Consider the following 22,731-nt stretch of genomic DNA (forward strand, 5'->3'; position numbering starts at 1 on the left):
GCTCGTCAGCGGGAGGCGAATTCTACAGCGTTACAACCGCGTGTCAAACTCTTTTTTCTCACCGCTGTCGACTCAGACAAACTCGACCTACTTCCTCGCTGACCTCATCCGATAAACCCTTGTAACTCATTGAACTACAAGGCTTTTTCGTTTCCGTCTGCGCCGGAAGTGGGGCGAATTATAGACACCTCNCCGAGCGCGTCAACCGTTATTTTCAAATCAGATGAAATTAGTGGATCCCAAGCCTATAGCTATATAGAGACGACCAAAACCCGGCCTATCTATATATAGCTACAACACGCCCGCCTCCTTGAGAGCCGCCACCTCATCCCCACTCATACCGAGCAACGTCTGCAGAACCTGCGCTGTATGCTCCCCCAGCAAGGGAGGCGCGCGCCGATACTCCACCGGTGTCTCGGACAATCGGATCGGGCTGGCCACCTGCGCCACACGACCACCCAATGCATGCGGCAACTCAATAGCGAGTCCGCGGGCAAGCACCTGGGGATCGTCAAACACCTGCGCCAGATCGTTGACCGGCCCACAAGGCACGCCTGCCGCCTCCAACTCATCCACCCACTGTGCCGTCGTCTTGAACACGGTCGCCTGGCGTATCAGCGGTATCAGCTCACTCCGATTGGCCACGCGCAGCTTGTTAGTCAGGAACCGAGGATCTGTCGCCCACTGCGACTGCCCCGCCACCTCGGCAAACTTACGGAACTGGCTGTCGTTACCTACAGTGAGGATGAAATCCCCATCGGCAGTGGGGAAGTCCTGATACGGCACGATGTTCGGATGGGCATTACCCAGCCGCTTTGGCGCGACTCCAGTCGTTAGGTAATTCATGGCCTGATTGGCAAGGCAGGCGACCTGCACATCCAGCAATGCCATATCGATGTACTGACCCACGCCGCTTTGATCACGATGAGCGAGCGCAGCAAGAATAGCGGTCGTCGAATACAACCCGGTCAATATGTCAGTCAGCGCCACTCCTACCTTTACAGGTCCGCCACCTTCATCGCCATCAGGTCGGCCAGTCAGGCTCATCAAGCCGCCCAGCCCTTGAATCATGAAATCATAGCCCGCGCGCTTCGCATAAGGACCTGTCTGACCAAACCCGGTGATGGAGCAATAGATAAGCTTCGGATTCACAGCCTTTAACGACGCATAGTCCAGACCATAGGCCGCCAGCCCATCCACCTTGAAATTCTCGATCACGATGTCGGACTTCGCCACCAGCTCGCGCACCAGCCGCTGACCTTCAGGGCGCGTGAAGTCGATGGTCACCGATTGCTTGTTCCGATTGGCCGACAGGTAGTAAGCGGCCTCGGTTGTATTCTGCCCGGTCTCATCCTTCAGAAACGGCGGCCCCCATGAGCGGGTGTCGTCGCCGCACACCGGCCGCTCGACCTTGATGACATCCGCACCCAGGTCGGCAAGGATCTGCCCTGCCCAAGGACCGGCCAGCACACGCGACAGATCCAGCACCCGGATATGAGAAAGCGCGCCCATGGTCCACCCTCCTTAATAGAAGGCCTGAATGCCGGTCTGCGCACGACCCAGAATCAGCGCATGCACGTCATGCGTGCCTTCGTAGGTATTGACCACTTCCAGATTGACCAAATGGCGTGCGATACCAAACTCGTCGGAGATGCCGTTACCGCCAAGCATGTCACGCGCCATGCGTGCGATATCCAGAGACTTGCCGCAGGAGTTGCGCTTCATGATCGAGGTGATTTCCACCGCAGCGGTTCCCTCATCTTTCATACGCCCCAGACGCAGGCAGCCCTGCAGGGCCAGCGTGATTTCGGTCTGCATGTCAGCCAGTTTCTTCTGGATCAACTGATTGGCCGCCAGAGGCCGACCAAATTGCTGACGATCAAGCGTGTACTGACGCGCCGTGTGCCAGCAGAACTCCGCAGCCCCCAAAGCCCCCCAGGAAATACCGTAGCGTGCCGAGTTCAGGCAAGTGAACGGCCCCTTGAGCCCGCGCACGTCCGGAAAGATGTTCTCTTCGGGCACGAATACGTTATCCATCACGATCTCGCCGGTGATGGAGGCCCGCAGACCGACCTTGCCGTGGATCGCCGGAGCGCTGAGACCCGCCCAGCCTTTCTCGAGAACGAAGCCGCGGATATCACCCGCGTCATCCTTCGCCCAGACCACGAACACGTCGGCAATCGGGCTATTGGTGATCCACATCTTGCTGCCGGTCAGGCGATAGCCGCCCTCGACACTCCTGGCTCGGGTGATCATGGCGCCCGGATCGGAACCGTGGTTGGACTCGGTCAGACCGAAACAGCCAATCCATTCGCCGGAGGCCAGCTTGGGCAGGTACTTCTGTTTCTGCGCCTGCGTACCGAACTCGTTGATGGGCACCATGACCAGCGAAGATTGCACGCTCATCATGGAGCGGTAACCGGAGTCGATACGCTCGACCTCACGGGCAATAAGGCCATAGCACACGTAGTTGAGGCCGCTACCACCAAACTCCTCTGGAATGGTCGCGCCCAGCAATCCCATTTCGCCCATCTCGCGAAAGATGGCCGGATCGGTCTGCTCATGCCGAAAGGCTTCCAGTACTCGTGGGGCAAGCTTGCTCTGGGCGAACTGTTCGGCGCTGTCACGAACCATGCGCTCTTCTTCAGTGAGCTGCTGATCCAGCAAAAGAGGATCGATCCAGTTGAAACTCGCTTTGCCGCTCATAACCTGCCCTCACGTGACCCGAATGGTGTGTGCCTGATCCTAGACCCGGATCGCCGCATCGACAAACGAGGATTCCTCAACCTGTTGTGCTAATTTCTCACTCCGAAACGTTGTAAAGCTCGAAAAATCAGAGCGATCAGTGAGGACACCGTACATGAGACGCAAGATACCCAGCACCACCGCACTGATCAGCTTCGAGTCTGCCGCGCGCCACGAGAGCTTCACCAGGGCCGCCGAGGAACTGTCGCTTACCCAAGGGGCCGTATGCCGACAGATCGGTAGTCTGGAAGCGTTTCTTGGCCTCGAGCTTTTCCGGCGCTCACGGCGCGGCGTGAAGCTGACGGAAGCCGGACTTTCCTACAGCCGTCGGGTCGCCCTGCAGCTAGATGCCGTGGAGCGCGACACGCTGTCGATCATGGGTCAGCAGGGAACGAGCGTCATCGAGCTTGCCGTGGTGCCGACCTTCGGCACTCAGTGGCTGCTGCCTCGCCTGAGGGACTTCCAAAACAGGCACCCTGAAGTGACTGTCAACCTCACCAATCGCACACGTCCGTTCCTGTTCGCCGATACCGACTTCGACGCCGCGATCTACTTTGGCGATGCCGAGTGGTCGGGCACCGAAGCACATCGGCTGATGAGTGAGAACTCCATGCCCGTCTGCAGCCCCACCTTCATGCAAGGCCGCGAGCATCTCGATGCGAGCGAGCTGGCCGAACTGCCGCTGCTTCAGCAAACCACGCGCCCCTACGCCTGGCGACAGTGGTTCAACGCTCAGAACCTCAACATCGCACGCGACATGACAGGCCCTCGCTACGAGCTGTTCTCCATGCTTGCGCAAGCCGCCATGCACGACATGGGCGTGGCGCTGATCCCACCCTTCCTCATTCAGCGCGAGCTGCATGAAAAACGCCTTGTGATTGCCAACGCCCGTTCGTTACCGAGTAACAAGGCTTATCACTTGATGATTCCGGACCGAAAAGTCGAATCAGCATCATTGCGCGCTTTCCGCGACTGGCTCATTGATCAAGCAAATGGCTACACGCTGCCATCCGTAAGGGCTTGAGCCTCTGTCACAGGGCGTAGTGCATGATGCTTATCACCTACAGATATAAGCATATGTCGCATACACAACAGTTGTACGATAACGCTCAACAATGCCTTAAACCTTCTATTTATAGGGGTTAAGGCCCGTTTTTCAGGGTTTGCGGCTGCGTGCAGGAAAAACGTCGGCCTTTAGCCAAATCCAGCTATAAACTCAGAAAAGCCCCGTAAACAAAGGCCTGAAGGCGACCTGTGCGACAATAGGTCACAGGATGACTTGTAGTTAATTTTCAGTCTCGTTACAGAATGTGTTGAAGCCCTTTGACTTCGCCTGCAAAATGCGGCGCTCCCTGTATTCAGGGGCGTGCTGACCGGCTACTCCAGACGCACCAGCCGTAGTGCACTGGTTTATTCATGAAGATAAAAAGATCGCGCAGGAGATTCTGTCGTGCACATTGGTGTTCCTCTCGAAACCCAGTCAGGTGAAACCCGGGTGGCTGCCACCCCGGAGACCATCAAGAAGCTGATCAGCCAGGGACATAGCGTCACTGTACAAAGCGGAGCAGGCATTCATGCCAGCGTACCGGACAGTGCCTATGAGGCCGCAGGCGCCACCATTCGTGGGGCCGACGACACCTTCGCCAGCGAGCTTATCCTCAAGGTCGTGGCCCCGAATGAAAGCGAACTGACGCTTATAAAGAGCGGCACGATCGTGATCGGGATGCTCAACCCCTTCAATAACGAGAACATCGCCCGGATGGCCGAGCGTGGCATTACCGCCTTCGCGCTTGAAGCCGCTCCAAGAACCTCGCGAGCACAGAGCCTGGACGTGCTGTCGTCGCAGGCCAACATTGCCGGTTACAAGGCCGTCCTGCTCGCCGCTCATCACTACCCGCGCTTCATGCCGATGCTCATGACAGCCGCCGGAACGGTGAAAGCGGCCAGGGTGCTGATCCTCGGCGCAGGTGTGGCCGGCCTGCAGGCGATCGCCACTGCCAAGCGTCTGGGTGCAGTGGTCGAAGCGTCGGACGTGCGACCGGCTGTGAAAGAGCAGATCGAATCGCTGGGTGCGAAATTCATTGATGTCCCTTACGAGACCGACGAAGAGCGCGAATGCGCTGAAGGCGTCGGCGGCTACGCGCGTCCCATGCCCGCCAGCTGGATGCAGCGTCAGGCTGTCGCCGTGCATGAACGCGCAAAGCTTTCGGACATCGTCATCACCACCGCGCTGATCCCCGGCCGCAAGGCACCGGTACTCCTGAGCGCCGAGACCGTGGCACAGATGAAACCGGGCTCCGTGGTGATCGACCTCGCTGCCGCGCAAGGTGGCAACTGCCCGCTCACCGTAGCGGATCAGGTCACGATCGAGCATGGCGTGACCATCGTCGGCCACACCAATCTGCCAGCGCTGGTCGCCGCCGATGCCTCGGCGCTGTATGCGCGCAACCTGCTGGACTTCATGAAGCTGCTGTTCGACAAGGACGGGGCATTCTCGATCAACCTGGAAGACGACATCGTCGCCGCGTGCCTGATGTGCCGCGACGGCCAGGTCATCCGCAAGAACGGCTGAGGACACACCAATGGAAGAGTTGATCTCCCCTGGCATCTACAACCTGATCATTTTCGTGCTGGCGATCTATGTTGGCTACCACGTGGTCTGGAACGTGACGCCTGCGCTGCACACGCCATTGATGGCCGTGACCAATGCCATCTCTGCCATCGTGATCGTTGGCGCGATGCTCGCCGCCGCGCTCACGGTCACGCCATTGGGCAAGACCATGGGCACGCTGGCGGTCGCGCTGGCCGCGGTCAACGTGTTCGGCGGCTTTCTGGTTACCCGGCGAATGCTGGAAATGTTCAAGAAAAAGGCACCTAAAGCGAAAGACGAGGTGCAAAAACCATGAGTATGAATCTGGTGACGCTGCTGTATCTGATCGCGTCGATCTGCTTCATCCAGGCACTCAAAGGCCTGTCCCACCCGACGACTTCGCGCCGTGGCAACCTGTTCGGCATGCTGGGCATGGGGCTGGCAGTCATCACAACGATCGGCCTGGTGTTCAAGCTCGCGGCCTTGTCGACCGCTGAAGGCACCAGCGCGGGGATCGGCTATATAGTCGTCGGCCTGTTGGTCGGCGGCACAGCCGGTTCGATCATGGCCAAGCGCGTCGAGATGACCAAGATGCCGGAGCTGGTGGCCTTCATGCACAGCATGATCGGTCTGGCAGCGGTGTTCATTGCCATCGCGGCGGTGGTCGAGCCCCAGTCGCTGGGTATCGTTCGCAACCTGGGCGACGCCATCCCGACCGGCAATCGTCTGGAACTGTTTCTCGGCGCGGCGATTGGTGCGATCACCTTCTCCGGTTCGGTGATTGCGTTCGGCAAGCTGTCAGGCCAGTACAAATTCCGCCTGTTTCAGGGCGCACCCGTACAGTTTGCCGGACAGCACAAGCTGAACCTGATTCTCGGCCTGGCCACACTGTTCTTCGGTCTGACATTCATGTTCACCGGGAGCCTGACCGCGTTCGCCATCATGCTCGCCCTGGCATTCGTGATCGGCGTTCTGCTGATCATCCCGATTGGCGGGGCCGACATGCCGGTGGTGGTCTCGATGCTCAACAGCTATTCGGGCTGGGCGGCGGCGGGCATCGGCTTCTCGCTGAACAACTCGATGCTGATCATCGCCGGCTCGCTGGTGGGCTCGTCCGGCGCGATCCTGTCGTACATCATGTGCAAGGCGATGAACCGCTCCTTCTTCAATGTGATCGGCGGCGGCTTCGGTGGCGCAACGGACACGGCTGGCCCGGCGGGTGCCAAGGAAGCACGCCCGGTGAAATCCGGCTCGGCGGATGACGCCACCTTCCTGCTGACCAATGCCGACACGGTCATCATCGTGCCGGGCTATGGTCTGGCAGTGGCACGCGCCCAGCACGCGCTCAAGGAGCTGACCGAGAAGCTGGTGCACCACGGCGTCACGGTGAAATACGCGATCCATCCGGTGGCAGGCCGCATGCCAGGCCACATGAACGTGCTGCTGGCCGAGGCGGAAGTGCCTTACGACCAGGTGTTCGAGATGGACGACATCAACTCCGAGTTCGGTCAGGCAGACGTCGTGTTGGTGCTCGGCGCCAACGACGTGGTCAACCCGGCCGCCAAGAACGATCCGAAATCGCCGATTGCCGGAATGCCGATCCTCGAAGCGTTCAAGGCGAAGACCATCATCGTCAACAAGCGCTCGATGGCCAGCGGCTACGCCGGTCTGGATAACGAACTGTTCTATCTGGACAAAACCATGATGGTGTTCGGAGACGCCAAAAAGGTGATCGAGGACATGGTGAAGGCGGTCGATAACGCATAGCCTGCATCTGCTTCAGCACAGCCCCGGCTCGCGTTGCGACCGGGGCTTTTTGCATTTCACGTAACAGTGTTTTGCGCTGAGACCCGCTAATTAGAGCCCTCAAATGCGACCATGGTAGCGGGACGAACAAGGCCCGACTCTCTAGACTTGTCGCTCGTCTCCACCTCCGAGAAAGAATCCATGTACCGTGACCGTATCCGCCTGCCCTCCCTGATGAGCAAGGTAATGAGCGCAGCCGACGCCGCTGCCCTGATCGAAGATGGCATGACCGTCGGCATGAGTGGCTTCACCCGCGCAGGCGAAGCCAAAGCCGTTCCCCAGGCACTGGCCGAACGCGCCAAGACCTCGCCACTGAAGATCAGCCTGATGACAGGCGCCAGCCTGGGCAACGATCTGGACAAGCAACTGACCGAATCCGGTGTGCTTTCCCGGCGCATGCCGTTCCAGGTGGACAGCACGTTGCGCCGCGCCATCAACGACGGCACCGTCATGTTCATCGATCAGCACCTGTCCGATACCGTCGAGCAACTGCGCAATCGCCAGATCAAGGCGGTCGACCTGGCCGTGATCGAATGCGTCGCCATCACCGAGGACGGTCATCTGGTGTTGAGCACTTCGGTGGGAAACTCCGGCAGCTTCGCCATTCTCGCCAAACAGGTGATCGTCGAGATCAACCTGGCCCAGCCGCTTGAGCTGGAAGGCCTGCATGACGTCTACATTCCGAGCTACCGCCCTACGCGCCTGCCGATTCCGGTGCTGGAAGCCGATTCGCGGATTGGCAGCCATGCAGTGAAGATCGATCCGGCCAAGATTGTCGGCATTGTCATCAGCAACCAGCCTGACTCCCCGTCCACCGTGTTGCCACCGGATGTGGAAACCCAGGCCATCGCCCAACACCTGGTGGAGTTCTTCAAGAATGAAGTGCGTGAGGATCGGCTGACCAACACGCTGATGCCGTTACAGGCAGGCATCGGGACCATTGCCAACGCAGTGATGCACGGTTTGCTGGATTCGCCCTTTCATGACATGACCATGTACTCGGAGGTGTTGCAGGATTCCACCTTCGATCTGTTCGATGCAGGCAAATTGAGCTTTGCCTCGGGCAGCTCCATGACGCTTTCAGCCTCCAAGCACGCTCAGGTGTTTGCCGACTTCAACCGCTACAAATCCAGGCTGGTGTTGCGCCCGCAGGAAATCTCCAATCACCCGGAAGTCATTCGCCGCCTGGGCATCATCGGGATCAACACGGCATTGGAGTTCGATCTGTACGGCAACGTGAACTCCACCCATGTCTGCGGCACGCGAATGATGAATGGCATCGGCGGCTCCGGCGACTTCTCACGCAACGCGCATCTGGCCATCTTCGTAACCAAGTCGATTGCCAAGGGCGGCTCGATTTCCAGTGTGGTGCCGATGGTGAGCCATGTCGATCACACCGAGCACGATGTGGACATTCTGGTGACTGAACAGGGTCTGGCGGATCTGCGTGGCCTGGCGCCGCGTGAGCGCGCCCGGGTGATCATCGACAACTGTGTTCATCCTGATTATCGCGCTGCGCTGAACGACTATTTCAACGCCGCCTGCCAGCGCGGTGGCCATACGCCTCACATACTGCGCGACGCACTGAGTTGGCACCTGAATCTGGAAGAGACCGGTCGCATGTTGCCCGTCTGAACAAGACAGTTGGAGGTGAGTAAATGGTTTTATTGCCCACCTTTCCACTGTTATTCCCTGTACTTGAAAAAACTGTACTGCTGTACTGGTCAAAAGTAGCCTGAGGTGAGTCAGATTCAGTGCGGCCCACTGCAAAATGCACTAAAAATGTGCAGACCGGTACAGTTGCCCCAATAACGAACAAAACAGTCCCTATAAACAGTTAACTGAACCCTCACAATACAGATGAACTGTGTCTATTGGGGCTGGCCAATCAAGCGGAGAATGGGCACCAGTCAAGCAACTCACTTATCCCGCCACAAGCGGAAGGAAGTCACACCATGGAACGTACAATCAGTTCCGATCTGTTCAGCGAAAGCACCGCCACTACTGCCAAATCGTCCTTGCCTCTGCGCATGTTCGCCAACCTGATGCTCTGGCAGCGTCGTCTCTCCAGCCGCCATCAACTGGCTCGCCTGGATGCACGTTTGCTGGCCGACGCAGGTATCAGCGAAGCACAGCGTTACGAAGAGCTGAGCAAGCCGTTCTGGCGCTAATGCAGCGCCCGCTGGCCCCAGACTGCTGAAGTCTCCCGCCAGCAACCCGAATTGCTTCATACAAGACCCGATTCAGGCAACTGAATCGGGTCTTGTCATTTGTGCGGCAAGGATTTCAAAAGCAAAACAAGTACAGTTTTAAATGTTACAAAATAAAGCCAGTACAGTTACCATTTCATGTATGCCGTATGGCGTTTCAACGCGGTATAGCAATAGCAAGCCGGTCAGCGCTGATATAGGCTGGACGCCTGATCGGCCTGGTACACATCCCGTGCCTCCCGCAACTTCTGCCTGCAACTCCATCTGACGGAATTCGACCATGTCCCTGCTACGTACCTTTGGCGCTGCCGTTCTGCTGACCGCCGCTGCCGCAAGCGCCAACGCCTCCAGCTTCATCGTAACAACCGACACAGTCGTCGGCGCTGTCGCGGCATCGACCGATGCGACCTCCGATATTTCGTCTTCGTTCAAGGACGACAAGATCGTTCGCGCAGCACGTGACGATGCCGCCAGCTTCGTGGCCAGCGCCGGCGATATCCGCGGTGCGCAACTGGAAGGCGCCTTCCAGCACATCCGTCAGCAGTTGCCTGAACTGCAAGCCACCGATGCTCAGCTGGCTCAGGCCATCCTGGCCATCTGACGAGTGCTTCCGGCGGCCTGCAAGCTGCCGGGGTAGCTCCGGCTAGAGCATTGCGCTAGCCTTGACGCCTGTTTTGCCGGTACGTGAAAGCCATGCGTTCATTGCACTCTCTTTTGCTCGTTTCTCTCGCCAGCCTTGTGTGGACGGGTTCTGCCCATGCCTTCGACTCAACCACGCAGGGCCTGGTCAAGACCGGGTATGCCACCAGCCAGGTCAGCAGCTCACCGTTCGATAACAAGCAGGTCATGGCAGCTCAGGATGATGCTGCTGCGTTTATCGCCAGCGACGGTCGGATACGCGGGGCACGACTCGAATCGGCCTTGCGCAGCCTGCGCCAGGCTGATGAAAAACTTCGTGCCAGCGACCTTGAACTGGCGCAGGCAATCCTCGTCCAATAGCCACTTTGCCCTTCTGCGTAACTGGAGATGTTACTGACATGCGTACGCCGCTGATTGCTGTTTCCCTTGGCCTGCTGCTGATGGCCGACCTGGCCCAGGCTCAGACCGTTGTTGCCACGAGTAACATCATTGTCCGTGCGTTCGGTCGTACCATCGACTTCACCTCGGACACCACCACCTCGATCCGCGATTCCAAAGTCGTGCGCGAAGCCCGGGACGATGCAGCCAGCTACGTCGCCAGCAACGGCGACATCCATGGCGCCCAGCTCGACGCGGCCTTCGATACGCTGCGTGCCCGCGTGCCGGAAGCGCGCGATGCCAGCGACCAGACACTGGCTGAAGCCATCCTCGCACTGTGAGGCGACTTGGCGTCTGGCTGCTTGCCGGCGCATTGTCGCTGGTCGGGACTTATGCTTCAGCCAGCCTGAAGCTTGAGCTGCAGACCAACGGCCTTGATGCGGCCCAACAGCAAGCCAGCCAGGCGCTGATCGACGAGGCCATGCGCGCTCTGCCGCCAAGCTTTGTCGAGTCTCTGGACCGCACCGTCAACGTGAGCTGGTCCAGTGACATGCCGCAGAATGCCTACGGCCAGGCGGCAGGCCCTTATCAGTTGTACCTCAACACCCACCTTCTGCCTGCGCTGACGGACGGCTCTGCCGCGACGACACAGACCGGTCGGCCGCACGGCACGGTACGCCGGGAAATGCTCGCCACCGTTCTGCATGAACTGACCCATATTTATGATCGTGCACGCCTGTGGTCTGTGAGTGAGCGGGCGACGCTGGTGCGCTGTTCACGCCGCGGCAGCTCGCTGGGTAATGTCGGCCTGCCCGATGACTGCCGTGGCCAGACCGAGCGACGTTTTACCCTGAGCGATGACCCTCGCCTGCTGGACCTTGCCGGCTGGCAGCAGTACGTCGGACGCCGTGGCGAACGAGAAGAACATAACGGTCAGGTTGCCCGCAGTCCCGACATCTACGAGACCACCAGCCCGCTCGAGTTCGTGGCAGTGAACATGGAGTACTTCCTGCTCGACCCGGCTTACGCCTGCCGTCGCCCTGCGCTGTACGCCTACTACAAGGAGCGTTTCGGCTGGGCACCTGCTGCAAAAGAGACCTGCCCCACCTTCTATCCGTACCTGAACGCGGGCAGTGATTTTGGCCGCGAGCCTCTGGGCAAGCTGGACCCTGAACGGGTCTACGCCGTCGACTACCTGTTGGCCGAGGCGAATCAGAACTGGGTGAGCCGCTGGGGCCACAGCATGTTGCGTCTGGTGATCTGCAAACCGGGTCGCCCACGCGGGCCGGACTGTCGGCTCGACCTGGACCAGCATTTGGTCCTGTCCTACCGCGCCTTTGTAGGAGACGTACAGTTATCCAGCTGGGACGGCCTGATGGGCGCGTACCCTTCGCGACTGTTCGTGCTGCCACTGGCGCAGGTAATCGACGAGTACACCAAGACAGAACTGCGCAGTCTGGCGTCGGTACCGATCACGCTGTCGCGCCCTGAAATCGAAGGGTTGGTCCAGCATGCCGCCGAAATGCACTGGAGCTACGACGGCAACTATTACTTCCTGTCGAACAACTGCGCGGTGGAGAACCTCAAGCTGCTTCGCAGCGGTACGCACAACCCCAAGCTGGTCGGTCTGGACAGCATCCTGCCCAACGGCTTGCTCGAAGTGCTCAAAGGGCGTGGTCTGGCTGATACCAGCGTGCTGGACGATCCCAAGGAAGCGTTACGGCTTGGCTACCGCTTCGATTCCTATCGCGACCGCTATCAGGCCATGTTCGAGGTGCTGAAGAAGCAACTGCCGATCCGGCAGACCACCGTCGAAGACTGGATGAGCCTGCCCGCCCACGAGCGCAGTCAGTGGTTCGACAAGGCTGACCTACGCACCAGCGCCGCCATTCTGCTGCTGGAACAGGCCAGCCTGCGTCGGCAGTTGCTGCTGGCCCAGGACGAAGTGAAGCAGAGCTATCTCGGGGCTCGGGAGCAGAAAGACGGCCGCGTCTCGAAAGCGACCGGCACCTTGCAGGAACTGCTGGCCAGCAGCGGCTTTCTCAGTCGCCCTGCAGAATTGCTCGGCAGCAGAGGTTACGGCTTGCCGCAGGCTACGGAATGGCAACAGCTGGAAAGCGAGAGCAGCCAGCGCCAGAAGCAACTCAAGCGCCTGACTGGCGACCTCGACAAGGAAGTACGCGCGTTGCTGGGTCCGGAACGTGCAAAGGAAATCGCCGCAAACGAAGCCAACCTCAAGCAGATGGGTGATCACCTGCGCGCCTTGCACAAGGCATCGGGCGGATTGCAGCTGCCTTGATCAACCGGTCTTCTTTTTAGGCTTGAGATATTTGGTGAGGCCCTGGAACCAGATCACCAGGGCCGGATTGCCCTTGATCTGAATGTCCTTGTCCTGAATACCCTGCATGAAGGCCAGCTGCTTGTTCTTGGCCTGCAGGGTGGCAAAGCCGAATGCGGCATCGCGAAACGAGATGGCAAACGCAGGCTCTGCAGCCAGCCCTTTCACACTATGGATACGCTGATCACGAACCACGAAGTGGCGGGCGATCCTGCCATCTGTTGTCTGCAACTGGAACGTCAGGTCCTTGCCCGCCAACTGTTGCTGGAACGCAGGGTTGTTACGACTGGCGCGGCCCATCAACAGGCCCAGCATCCAGAGAAGAAAGCGAAATTTCATGTAACAGCCTCAGCAAGAGTTCGAACCGGCGGTCAGAATCGGCGGCGCAGTGTAGCGGTTTGGCCGCCTGTTTCCTGTAGGAAAATTCTTATTTTCGGCGAGAATCGCTACAATTGTTTCAGCTCGTGAGTGCTGCCCTGGCAGGCAAGGCAGCACTCCGGCGATCAATCAGCGGATGCTGTTGATGCTGCCCTTGTTACCCGTAACCTTTACGTCCACCTTCTTGAAGATGAAGTAGTCCTTCACGTTGACTTCATAACGCGGCGCAACGATCAGGTCGGCACCGGAAGATTTGACAGCCTTGTAGGCTGCGGCAGCCTTGGCAGTCGATACAGGGTCTGGAAGTGCCAGGCCCATTCCGCCGCCGCTCGCGCCGCCGTAGGCAACGCCGTCCGCGAACTGGGTATCACCGCCGATGCTCAGGAAGTTGAACAGCACGTTGGTCGAGGATTCACCACTGATGATGCCACCCACTTTCACGTCAGCCTTCAGATCGGTTTTGACGGTGCCTTCCAGTGGTGCAGTCGGCTGGCTCACGTTGTGACTCACGCAGCCCGAGGTGGCGGCGATCAGGGTTGCAACAGCAGCGAACTTCCATAGCTTATTCATTTTTGACTTCCCAAGATTTAGTGTTCAGCGCCGCGAGCCAGAAAAGCTGCGGGAGCGGGACTTTAAGGGAATGAGCAACGATAAAAAGTCAGGAAAGACTGAGCTGTTGGAAGGCAGACGAGTGCAATCAAGTAGGAAACTTCTTACGAAGGGTCAACGCGACGACATTGACGCCACGGTTGTTCTGCGCGCATGAAAAACGGGCACCCAGTCTGACTGGTGTACCCGTCGCTCACTGCTCACCTCCCGCCGAGGCAAGCCGTTGTTATCAGGATTTCTTCTTTTTGGCTGGCTCGGGATTGACGCTGTCTTTCAAGGCTTTGCCCGGTTTGAAGGCAACCGTGTTGCTTGCCTTGATTTTCACCGGTTCGCCGGTTTGCGGATTCTTGCCGGTACGGGCTCCACGATGGCGTTGCAGGAATGTACCGAAGCCAACCAGGGTGACACTGTCCTTGCGAGACAGAGCGCCGGTGATTTCTTCAAGAATGGCATTGAGAACACGGTTGGATTGATCTTTGGTCAGATCCGCCTTTTCAGCAATGGCGGCTGCAAGTTGTGGTTTACGCATATGAAGCCTCTTTTACGGTTTTTGTTTTTATGTTCCGTACTGCTTATGGCAAACAGTAACAAGGCGCCGCGACGGCTCTACGTAGCGGCAGACGAGAGCGAGGATGGCATGCCGACGTTACCTGCGCCAGTGGATGGACGAGGTTTATCGGTACAAATAAGTGTCTTATCCGACAAAATGACGCGAAATTATGCCAATAACGCAGGTAACGCCTTGTTCAGGGCGAGTTTTTCCATAACGGCGGCTCCGGTCAACGCGTAACCCAGCAATTGTCCCTCGGCGTCGTGACACAGTGCCTTGATGTCGGCGCCCTGCCCTTCGACGCTCCAGACACCCTGTGTTCCACGCGGAGGCGGCGAAACCACCAGCGGGCAGGCAGGCGTCTTGACAGTGATCGGCATCGGCCCGTATTTCACCGACGTGGGTGTTCCGGCCAGGGTCTGGGCCAAGGCTCTTGCGCAGCTCATCAGGGGCATCACGTACAGCAGGTTCAAGCCGTCGACTTCCGCGCAGTCGCCCAGCGCATGAATGTTGGCGTGCGACGTCTGCAGATAACGATCAACCAGAATGCCGCGTCCGGTCTGCAAACCTGCGGCTGCCGCCAGATCGATTCTGGGCCGCAGGCCGATAGCCGACACCACCAGATCGCAGGTAATCACCTGACCGTCGGACAAATGGGCCTCCAGCCCCTCACCACTGCGTTGCAGGCGCGTGAGCACCGGCCCCAGGTGGAAACGCGCGCCCAGCCCTTCGAGCCCGGTCTGCACAGCCGCCGCGGCGGCGGCGGGCAGCAGCGTTGGCATGACGTGTTCACAGGGCGCGACCAGATCCACTTCGTAGCCGCCCAGCATCAGGTCGTTGGCAAATTCGCAGCCGATCAGGCCTGCACCCAGAATCAGTACACGGCGCTTGCCTACAGCGGCAGTCCGAAAGCGCGCGTAGTCCTGCAGATCGTTGATCGGGAACACCGCATCCGCTGCGTCGCCCTCGATCGGCACGCGGATGGTTTCAGCGCCCCAGGCCAGCACCAGATCGCGGTAATACACAGCCTCTTCACCGATCCACAGGCGCTTGTGGCCGGGATCGATACCGCTGATGCGCGTGTGCGTGCGCACTTCAGCCTTCAACTGGTCGGCCATGGCGCCAGGCTCAGCCATGCTCAACCCGTCGGCCTCCTTGTTCTTGCCGAACCCGGTGGACAGCATGGGCTTGGAGTACGACCGGCCGTCATCGGCGGTGATCAGCAACAGCGGTGTTTCGCTGTCCAGCTTGCGAAATTCCCGAGCGAGGTTGTAGCCCGCAAGGCCGGTACCGATGATGACGACAGGTGCGCTCATTGCTGTTTCCCGAGTGAGGTGGATCAACCGATTTCGATCATTTCAAAGTCCATCTTGCCGACGCCACAGTCGGGGCACAGCCAGTCTTCCGGTACGTCCTGCCAGAGCGTGCCCGGCGCGATGCCGTCATCCGGCCAGCCATCGGCTTCGTTGTAAATCAGACCACAGACAATGCATTGCCACTTCTTCATGGTTCGGTTCTCTATTCATCAGGCTGAGTATTGGCGCAGCGGTCGTTCGCCGCTTGAAGGGGCGTTGTACTGATCGGCAGTCCGGGATGCAAGCCCGTTTATATAACTGGCTGTCTTCCCCCCGGCTGTCGGGGTCATCAATCGTGATAAGCTCGCCGCCCCGATAACTGCCGACGCATGCTTACCGTGACCCAGCAAAACCCCGCCTTTACGACGCCAGTCTGGCTTGAGCGCGACCGGTTGGTCGATGCGCCCGCGCCGGTGATTCTGGACTGGCTGTTCAATCAGGATTCCCTGACCCGTCGCTTGGACCGTCTGTCCGACGGAGGATTCAGCGTCATTCCGCTGTTCGAAGGCTGGCAGTCATTACGCGATGACGAATGCGCCGCACTGGCGCTGCCCGAGGCGAGCGAGGGTTGGGTTCGCGAAGTGTATCTGCTCGGCAATGGCGACCGCTGGGTCTTCGCTCGAAGCGTGGCAGCCCGCAGCGCCCTGCAGAATGGCGGGTTGCAGATGGACACGCTGGGATCGCGTTCACTGGGCGAGTTGCTGTTCAGTGACCCTGCATTCGACCGTGGCCCGCTCGAAGTCTGCCGTTACCCTGCCACCTGCCTGCCGCCTGCCGATTCTGCCAAAGGCCTGTGGGCACGCCGCTCCTGCTTCAGTCGCGGCCCGTTGCGCGTGCTGGTCGCCGAAGTCTTCCTGCCGCATTTCCTGAGCCTGGTTCAGAACAAGGAACCCGTCTGATGTACCTGTCGTTGCTCAAATCACTGAATCGCCTGAATCCACGCGTCTGGGACTTCGTCCAGCTGACGCGAATCGACAAGCCAATCGGCGTCTATCTGCTGCTGTGGCCGACATTGTGGGCGCTCTGGATAGCCGGCAAGGGCTCGCCGTCGCTGGCAAACGTGCTGATCTTCACGGTCGGTGTATTCCTGATGCGCGCGGCAGGCTGCGTGATCAACGATTACGCCGACCGCAAGGTGGACGGCCATGTGAAGCGTACCGAGCAGCGGCCCCTGGTCAGCGGCAAGGTCAGCGGCCGGGAAGCACTGATTCTGTTCGCGGTGCTGGTGGGCCTGAGCTTTGTGCTGGTGCTGTTCACCAATGCCGCGACCATTTGGCTGTCATTCGGCGGCCTGGCGCTGGCGGCCTGCTACCCCTTCATGAAGCGCTACACCTATTACCCGCAGGTGGTGCTGGGTGCGGCCTTCTCGTGGGGCATGCCGATGGCGTTCACGGCCGAGACCGGCGACTTGCCTGCAGCTGCCTGGCTGCTGTACATCGCCAACCTGCTGTGGACGGTCGGCTACGACACCTACTACGCCATGGTGGACCGCGACGACGACCTGAAGATCGGTGTGAAATCCACCGCCGTGCTGTTCGGCGATGCGGACCGCGTGATCATTTTGACGTTGCAGGGTCTGGCACTGGGATGCCTGATGCTCGCCGGTTCGCGGTTCGAGCTGGGGATGTGTTTCTACGCAGGTCTGGCAGTCGCCGCAGGCTGCTTTGCCTGGGAGTTCTGGAGCACGCGCCTGCGCGAGCGGGACGCGTGCTTCAAGGCTTTTCTCCATAACCATTGGGCAGGGCTGGCGATCTTCCTGGGGATTGTCGCCGACTACGCGGTGCGCTGATCACCCAATGGCTTCATGCCTCAGGGTTTGGCCACGTGCCAGACACCGCCCTTGCCGTCACCGGTGACCTCTCCCGCCTTGGTGTCGCTGTTGAAGGTGTAGAGCGGCTTGCCGTCGTAAGCCCACTGCCGGGTCTTGTCGTCACGGGTGATCACTGTCCACTTACCCTCGGCCGAACTGTCGGCTTCGGCGGCAAGCGGCGGCCAGTTGATCGCACACTGATCGTTACAGGCGGATTTGCCCGTGCTGTCCTTATCGAAGGTGTAGAGCGCCATGCCTTCATGATCGACCAGTTTGCCGTCCTTCTCCATGGCAGGCTCGGCTGCGAAGGCCAGTGCGGACGATACAAGGGCGGCGGCAGCCAGCAGACACTTGAGTGAAGTAGAGACATTAGCCATCGGGTACATCCTCTTTTTTATCGTAGAAATGAGTTCGAGACAGCCCACCCAGCTTAGTCGGCCGATGGCATGCGTGATAGCCTCATCCCAACCTGTCACACGACTGCAATAATTCCGTTATCTAATGCGCCCCAAGACAGTTAAATGACACGAGGTTCAAGCATGGTTGGCAGGAGCATTCTGATCGTTGACGACGAAGCGCCTATTCGCGAAATGATCGCCGTTGCGTTGGAAATGGCCGGCTATGACTGTATCGAAGCCGAAAACTCTCAGCAGGCCCACGCGATCATCGTTGATCGCAAGCCGGACCTGATTCTGCTCGACTGGATGCTGCCCGGAACCTCAGGCATCGAACTGGCGCGTCGCCTCAAGCGCGATGAGCTGACCGGGGATATCCCGATCATCATGCTCACGGCCAAGGGCGAGGAAGACAACAAGATTCAGGGCCTGGAAGTGGGCGCTGACGATTACATCACCAAGCCGTTTTCCCCCCGCGAACTGGTGGCGCGCCTCAAGGCCGTGCTGCGTCGTGCCGGGCCGACGGACGGTGAAGCGCCCATTGAAGTCGGTGGCCTGCTGCTCGACCCGATCAGCCATCGCGTTACCATCGATGGCAAACCGGCAGAAATGGGCCCGACCGAATACCGCCTTCTGCAATTCTTCATGACCCATCAGGAACGCGCCTACACCCGTGGTCAGTTGCTGGACCAGGTCTGGGGCGGCAACGTTTATGTCGAGGAGCGCACTGTGGATGTTCACATTCGCCGCCTGCGCAAAGCCCTGGGTGACGCTTATGAAAATCTGGTACAAACCGTGCGCGGCACCGGCTATCGCTTTTCCACGAAAAGCTGATAGTCGTTTTCGCAGACACAGGGCACCGGCCAGCGTGCACCAGACAAGGATTTACCCTTAATTGAACCAAAATTGGCATGGCACGCTGATACGCCACATGTTGTTGCTGGTGACCGCCTGCCTGCTGGTCGGCCTGATCAGCGGACAGTATGGCTGGAGCCTGTCCATCGGACTGGGCCTGTATCTGGCCTGGACCCTCAAGCAACTGCTGCGCCTGCACGAGTGGCTGAGCAGCCACAAGGCTGACGAACCGCCACCGGATGGCTACGGCCTGTGGGGCGAAGTCTTCGACAGCATCTATCACCTGCAACGCCGCGACCAGCGTGTCAGAGGCCGTCTGCAGGCCGTGATCGACCGAGTCCAGGAATCCACCGCTGCCCTCAAGGACGCGGTGATCATGCTCGACAGCGAGGGCAATCTGGAGTGGTGGAACCGCGCCTCCGAAACGCTGCTGGGTCTCAAGACGCCGCAGGACAGCGGCCAGCCGGTGACCAATCTGGTGCGTCACCCGCGCTTCAAGGAATACTTCGCGCAAGGCAACTACGCCGAGCCGCTGGAAATTCCCTCGCCCACCAACGATCACTTGCGCATACAGCTGCTGATTACCCGTTACGGCAACAACGAACACCTGATGCTGGTGCGTGATGTCACCCGCATCCACCAGCTGGAGCAGATGCGCAAGGACTTCGTCGCCAACGTCTCCCATGAATTGCGCACACCGCTGACGGTCATCTTCGGCTACCTGGAAACCCTGCTCGATAACGTGGATGAAGTGAATCCACGCTGGGTGCGGGCGCTGCAGCAGATGCACCAGCAGGGTGGGCGCATGCAGACGCTGCTCAACGACTTGCTGCTGCTGGCCAAGCTCGAAGCCACTGATTACCCGTCGGACAATCACCCGGTGGTCGTCAGCAACCTGCTCAAGACCATCAAGGCCGACGCCAACGCGCTGTCAGGCAGCAAGAATCAGCAGATCAGCCTCAGCATCGAAAGCGAGATGCGGCTCAAGGGCAGCGAAACCGAGCTGCGCAGTGCGTTTTCCAACCTGATCTTCAACGCCGTCAAGTACACGCCTGCAGAAGGCACTATCCGCATCCGCTGGTGGACAGACGAGCGTGGCGCGCACCTGAGTGTGCAGGATTCGGGAATCGGCATCGACACCAAGCATCTGCCGCGTCTGACCGAGCGCTTCTACCGGGTCGACACCAGCCGTGCGTCGAATACTGGCGGCACAGGGCTGGGGCTGGCGATCGTCAAGCACGTGCTGCTGCGTCATCGCGGCACCCTTGAAATCAACAGCGTGCCGAACAAGGGCAGCGTTTTCACCTGCCATTTTGCCACCAGCCAGATGTCCAAACCCGAAAGCGACGACTCAGACTACTAGGCAATCGCTTGTACAGCCGCTACATTGCCAGGTTAATGGCGCTTTTTCGGCGCAGCATCACCTCTTATTCTGTTAGAACGGACCCCGTAAAACCCCACCATGGACCCTTCCCCTAGTTTCAACCTGTCTTCACTCTTTGCCGACTTCGGCATGATTCTTTTTGCGCTGTTCCTGGTTCTGCTCAACGGTTTCTTCGTTGCGGCGGAATTTGCCATGGTCAAACTGCGTTCCACGCGGGTCGAGGCGATTGCCGACAAGAACGGCTGGCGCGGACACATCCTGCGCAAGGTACACGGCCAGCTCGACGCCTACCTGTCGGCCTGTCAGCTGGGTATCACCCTCGCCTCTCTGGGGCTTGGCTGGGTCGGTGAGCCGGCCTTCGCTCACCTGCTGGAGCCGCTGCTCAGTGCGATGGGCGTCGATACGCCGGAACTGGTCAAAGGTATTTCGTTCTTCACTGCCTTCTTCATCATTTCGTACCTGCACATCGTGATCGGTGAGCTGGCCCCCAAATCCTGGGCGATCCGCAAGCCGGAGCTGCTGTCGCTTTGGACTGCTGCGCCGCTGTACCTGTTCTACTGGCTCATGTACCCGGCGATCTACCTGCTCAACGCCAGCGCCAACGCGATTCTGCGCATTGCCGGCCAGGGCGAACCCGGCCCGCATCACGAACACAGTTACAGCCGCGACGAACTGAAACTGATTCTGCACTCCAGCCGCGGCCAGGACCCCAGCGACCAAGGCATGCGCGTGCTGGCCTCTGCCGTGGAAATGGGCGAGCTGGAAGTCGTGGACTGGGCCAACTCCCGCGAGGACATGGTGACGCTGGATTTCAACGCACCGCTCAAGGAAATTCTCGCGCTGTTCCGTCGCCACAAATTCAGTCGTTACCCGGTATACGACGCCGAACGCGGCGAGTTCGTCGGTCTTTTGCACATCAAGGATCTGCTGTTGGAACTGGCGGATCTGGACCACCTTCCCGAATCGTTCAACCTCGCCGAGCTGACCCGCCCGCTGGAACGCGTTTCCCGGCACATGCCGCTGTCACAACTGCTTGAGCAGTTCCGCAAGGGCGGCGCGCACTTTGCCGTGGTCGAAGAAGCCGACGGCAAGATCATCGGCTACCTGACCATGGAAGACGTGCTGGAGGTGCTGGTCGGCGACATTCAGGACGAACACCGCAAGGTTGAACGGGGCATCCTGGCCTATCAGCCGGGCAAGCTGCTGGTGCGGGGCGACACGCCGCTGTTCAAGATCGAGCGTCTGCTGGGCATCGACCTGGATCACATCGAAGCCGAAACCCTGGCAGGCCTGATCTACGAAACCCTCAAGCGGGTGCCGGAAGAAGAAGAGCAGATGGAAGTCGAAGGCCTGCGCATCATCATCAAAAAGATGAAAGGCCCCAAGATCGTCCTGGCCAAGGTGCTGAAACTGGATTGAGGCGGGCTTCGCCAGTCCTTGATTGATCGTGCCCATCGCTCCGCTTGGGCACGATCGGGTACAGATGCCAGCCCTCACACTGATCGTTCCTCACGCTCTGCGTGGGAATGCCTCCCAGGACGCTCCGCGTCCGCTCTGGAATGTGGCGCAGATGTGTGCCCAAGCTCCAGCGTTATCCACGTCATGCGCTCGGCTTACTGAATCCGCAATCCGTGCCATTTGCGACGCGGAGCGTCACGGGATGCATGCCAACGCGGAGCGATGGGCACGATCAGTATCGGGAATGATCGTTCCGCACGGAGCGTGGGCACGATCAGGGTGAGCTTCAGACTAATTCCCGCCCACCGCAAAGTTGGGCAGGCTCTGCACAGGCTGGGCGAATTCGTAGGGGATGGAGACCAGTTCATGGCCGGTGTTGCGCTGCACGACGAAGTGCAGGTGCGGCCCGGTGCTGTTGCCGGTATTGCCGGAGCGCGCCAGTGGACTGCCCACCCTCACCCGCTGCCCTTCATTGACGCTCACCGAACCCTGCATCAAATGCAGGTAGACGCCCATGGTGCCGTCGTCATGCAGGATGCGCACGAAGTTGCCCGAGGCATTCGAACCCCGGCCTGACTGGCTGTTCTCGATCTTGATCACCGTGCCGCCACGCGCCGCGATGATCGGCGTGCCTTCGGGCATGGCGATGTCCATTGCGTAGCGTCCTTTGACACCGAAGTGGCTGTACTTGCCATTCGGCCCCTGGGTCAGGCGAAACGGGCCGCCGATCCAGGGCAGCGGATAACGATAGGACTGCGCCATGCTGCGCGGGTCGCCCAGGGTCGAGGTCAACATCGACGCGTAATTCATCGCCTTGTTCGCCACCTTGGGGCTCAACACCACCACACGCTCGTTGGTTCGTGCCGGGATCGTGCGGCGCAGGGTTGTCGACGAGCCTGCCACGCCCAGCACGTTCGTCACGCTGGACAGTTTCAACTCGACTTCGACCGGCGCATACAAGTCGTTGCGCACGTAAAGGCTGTGTACGCCCCTGTCACGCCGGATGCTCAGGTGCACCTGCTGATCGATGCGCTCCACCATCCGGTCCCGGAACACCATCACGGACGCACCAGGCGAGGCGCGGTCCGAGAATGAGACGACGCCATCGGCATCAGTGGTTTTATAGATCGTGATCGCCCAGGCCACAGGCGTGGCCAGGGTAAGGGCGATCAGGATCAGCAGGCGTTCGAGCATCGGAAGGTTCGGGTTCATGGGCAATGGATGCCAAGCC

The 22,731-nt window shown here is 59.5% G+C and carries 24 protein-coding genes; 15 read left to right on the plus strand and 9 right to left on the minus strand.

The genetic code is table 11. From position 1 onward, the window contains the following. Nucleotides 1–291: 291 nt before the first annotated feature. Complete coding sequence (locus tag AO065_RS08925; RefSeq protein WP_004881577.1) at nucleotides 292–1,512, minus strand: CaiB/BaiF CoA transferase family protein; 1,221 nt, start codon at nucleotides 1,510–1,512, stop codon at nucleotides 292–294. Between the two features lie 12 nt (nucleotides 1,513–1,524). After that, nucleotides 1,525–2,706 (minus strand): acyl-CoA dehydrogenase, encoded by a 1,182-nt coding sequence (locus tag AO065_RS08930; RefSeq protein WP_004881578.1) that lies wholly within the window; start codon nucleotides 2,704–2,706, stop codon nucleotides 1,525–1,527. A gap of 154 nt (nucleotides 2,707–2,860) precedes the next feature. On the opposite strand from AO065_RS08930, the gene AO065_RS08935 reads away from it, so the two are divergent. From AO065_RS08935 to AO065_RS08980, 10 genes are all read left to right on the plus strand, one after another. Further along, nucleotides 2,861–3,769, plus strand: a complete 909-nt coding sequence (locus AO065_RS08935; RefSeq protein WP_004881579.1) for a LysR family transcriptional regulator — start codon at nucleotides 2,861–2,863, stop codon at nucleotides 3,767–3,769. A 426-nt stretch (nucleotides 3,770–4,195) separates the two neighbouring features. Beyond that, nucleotides 4,196–5,317 (plus strand): Re/Si-specific NAD(P)(+) transhydrogenase subunit alpha, encoded by a 1,122-nt coding sequence (locus tag AO065_RS08940; RefSeq protein WP_004881580.1) that lies wholly within the window; start codon nucleotides 4,196–4,198, stop codon nucleotides 5,315–5,317. A gap of 10 nt (nucleotides 5,318–5,327) precedes the next feature. Next, nucleotides 5,328–5,651, plus strand: a complete 324-nt coding sequence (locus AO065_RS08945) for an NAD(P) transhydrogenase subunit alpha part 2 (RefSeq protein WP_004881581.1) — start codon at nucleotides 5,328–5,330, stop codon at nucleotides 5,649–5,651. After that, complete coding sequence (locus tag AO065_RS08950) at nucleotides 5,648–7,102, plus strand: NAD(P)(+) transhydrogenase (Re/Si-specific) subunit beta (protein WP_004881582.1); 1,455 nt, start codon at nucleotides 5,648–5,650, stop codon at nucleotides 7,100–7,102. The genes AO065_RS08945 and AO065_RS08950 overlap by 4 nt, the downstream gene beginning before the upstream one ends. A 180-nt stretch (nucleotides 7,103–7,282) precedes the next feature. Beyond that, nucleotides 7,283–8,776 carry an acetyl-CoA hydrolase/transferase family protein gene (locus AO065_RS08955; protein WP_004881583.1) on the plus strand — a complete coding sequence of 498 codons (1,494 nt, stop codon included), beginning with the start codon at nucleotides 7,283–7,285 and terminating at the stop codon, nucleotides 8,774–8,776. 320 nt (nucleotides 8,777–9,096) lie between these two features. Beyond that, the gene (locus AO065_RS08960) at nucleotides 9,097–9,312 is read left to right on the plus strand and encodes a DUF1127 domain-containing protein (protein ID WP_004881584.1); all 216 of its coding nucleotides are present in this window, start codon (nucleotides 9,097–9,099) and stop codon (nucleotides 9,310–9,312) included. Between the two features lie 319 nt (nucleotides 9,313–9,631). Continuing rightward, complete coding sequence (locus tag AO065_RS08965; RefSeq protein WP_004881585.1) at nucleotides 9,632–9,952, plus strand: DUF2388 domain-containing protein; 321 nt, start codon at nucleotides 9,632–9,634, stop codon at nucleotides 9,950–9,952. A 92-nt stretch (nucleotides 9,953–10,044) separates the two neighbouring features. Next, nucleotides 10,045–10,350: a DUF2388 domain-containing protein gene (locus AO065_RS08970; protein ID WP_004881586.1), complete on the plus strand. Its 306-nt coding sequence runs from the start codon at nucleotides 10,045–10,047 to the stop codon at nucleotides 10,348–10,350. A gap of 38 nt (nucleotides 10,351–10,388) precedes the next feature. Next, on the plus strand, nucleotides 10,389–10,709 hold the full coding sequence (locus AO065_RS08975) for a DUF2388 domain-containing protein (RefSeq protein WP_004881587.1): 321 nt from the start codon (nucleotides 10,389–10,391) through the stop codon (nucleotides 10,707–10,709). Then, complete coding sequence (locus tag AO065_RS08980) at nucleotides 10,706–12,667, plus strand: DUF7844 domain-containing protein (RefSeq protein ID WP_004881590.1); 1,962 nt, start codon at nucleotides 10,706–10,708, stop codon at nucleotides 12,665–12,667. Before AO065_RS08975 ends, AO065_RS08980 begins: the two co-directional genes overlap by 4 nt. Here AO065_RS08980 and AO065_RS08985 read toward each other — a convergent pair whose 3' ends face one another. The 5 genes from AO065_RS08985 to AO065_RS09005 all read right to left on the minus strand — a co-directional run bounded on the left by AO065_RS08985 (nucleotide 12,668) and on the right by AO065_RS09005 (nucleotide 15,750). Continuing rightward, nucleotides 12,668–13,045: an SCP2 sterol-binding domain-containing protein gene (locus AO065_RS08985; protein WP_004881594.1), complete on the minus strand. Its 378-nt coding sequence runs from the start codon at nucleotides 13,043–13,045 to the stop codon at nucleotides 12,668–12,670. A gap of 168 nt (nucleotides 13,046–13,213) precedes the next feature. Then, entirely contained in the window at nucleotides 13,214–13,654 is a 441-nt protein-coding gene (locus AO065_RS08990) for a hypothetical protein (RefSeq protein WP_004881595.1), read from the minus strand. A gap of 268 nt (nucleotides 13,655–13,922) precedes the next feature. Further along, entirely contained in the window at nucleotides 13,923–14,222 is a 300-nt protein-coding gene (locus AO065_RS08995) for an HU family DNA-binding protein (RefSeq protein ID WP_004881597.1), read from the minus strand. A 188-nt stretch (nucleotides 14,223–14,410) separates the two neighbouring features. Then, the gene (locus AO065_RS09000; RefSeq protein ID WP_004881599.1) at nucleotides 14,411–15,559 is read right to left on the minus strand and encodes an NAD(P)/FAD-dependent oxidoreductase; all 1,149 of its coding nucleotides are present in this window, start codon (nucleotides 15,557–15,559) and stop codon (nucleotides 14,411–14,413) included. A gap of 23 nt (nucleotides 15,560–15,582) precedes the next feature. Then, nucleotides 15,583–15,750, minus strand: coding sequence for a rubredoxin (locus tag AO065_RS09005; RefSeq protein ID WP_002555879.1), 168 nt, complete (start codon nucleotides 15,748–15,750; stop codon nucleotides 15,583–15,585). Nucleotides 15,751–15,936: 186 nt separating this feature from the next. On the opposite strand from AO065_RS09005, the gene AO065_RS09010 reads away from it, so the two are divergent. Further along, entirely contained in the window at nucleotides 15,937–16,497 is a 561-nt protein-coding gene (locus AO065_RS09010; RefSeq protein ID WP_032650815.1) for a chorismate--pyruvate lyase family protein, read from the plus strand. After that, a complete protein-coding gene (gene ubiA / locus AO065_RS09015; RefSeq protein ID WP_004881605.1) occupies nucleotides 16,497–17,387 on the plus strand; it encodes a 4-hydroxybenzoate octaprenyltransferase in 891 nt (296 codons plus the stop codon). The genes AO065_RS09010 and ubiA overlap by 1 nt, the downstream gene beginning before the upstream one ends. A 20-nt stretch (nucleotides 17,388–17,407) precedes the next feature. Here ubiA and AO065_RS09020 read toward each other — a convergent pair whose 3' ends face one another. Next, nucleotides 17,408–17,785 (minus strand): COG4315 family predicted lipoprotein, encoded by a 378-nt coding sequence (locus AO065_RS09020; protein WP_004881606.1) that lies wholly within the window; start codon nucleotides 17,783–17,785, stop codon nucleotides 17,408–17,410. A gap of 162 nt (nucleotides 17,786–17,947) precedes the next feature. Here AO065_RS09020 and phoB point away from each other — a divergent pair, with 162 nt between their 5' ends. The 3 genes from phoB (at nucleotide 17,948) to AO065_RS09035 (ending at nucleotide 21,461) form a co-directional block, all read left to right on the plus strand. Then, nucleotides 17,948–18,637 carry a phosphate regulon transcriptional regulator PhoB gene (phoB, locus tag AO065_RS09025; protein WP_004881608.1) on the plus strand — a complete coding sequence of 230 codons (690 nt, stop codon included), beginning with the start codon at nucleotides 17,948–17,950 and terminating at the stop codon, nucleotides 18,635–18,637. Between the two features lie 61 nt (nucleotides 18,638–18,698). Next, entirely contained in the window at nucleotides 18,699–20,021 is a 1,323-nt protein-coding gene (gene phoR / locus AO065_RS09030; RefSeq protein ID WP_004881609.1) for a phosphate regulon sensor histidine kinase PhoR, read from the plus strand. Nucleotides 20,022–20,120: 99 nt separating this feature from the next. After that, complete coding sequence (locus AO065_RS09035) at nucleotides 20,121–21,461, plus strand: hemolysin family protein (RefSeq protein WP_004881613.1); 1,341 nt, start codon at nucleotides 20,121–20,123, stop codon at nucleotides 21,459–21,461. 330 nt (nucleotides 21,462–21,791) lie between these two features. On the opposite strand, the gene AO065_RS09040 is transcribed toward AO065_RS09035, so the two are convergent. After that, complete coding sequence (locus AO065_RS09040) at nucleotides 21,792–22,694, minus strand: peptidoglycan DD-metalloendopeptidase family protein (protein ID WP_004881616.1); 903 nt, start codon at nucleotides 22,692–22,694, stop codon at nucleotides 21,792–21,794. Nucleotides 22,695–22,731 lie beyond the last annotated feature (37 nt).

It is taken from the genome of Pseudomonas viridiflava, from assembly GCF_001642795.1.
Lineage (GTDB): Bacteria > Pseudomonadota > Gammaproteobacteria > Pseudomonadales > Pseudomonadaceae > Aquipseudomonas > Aquipseudomonas viridiflava.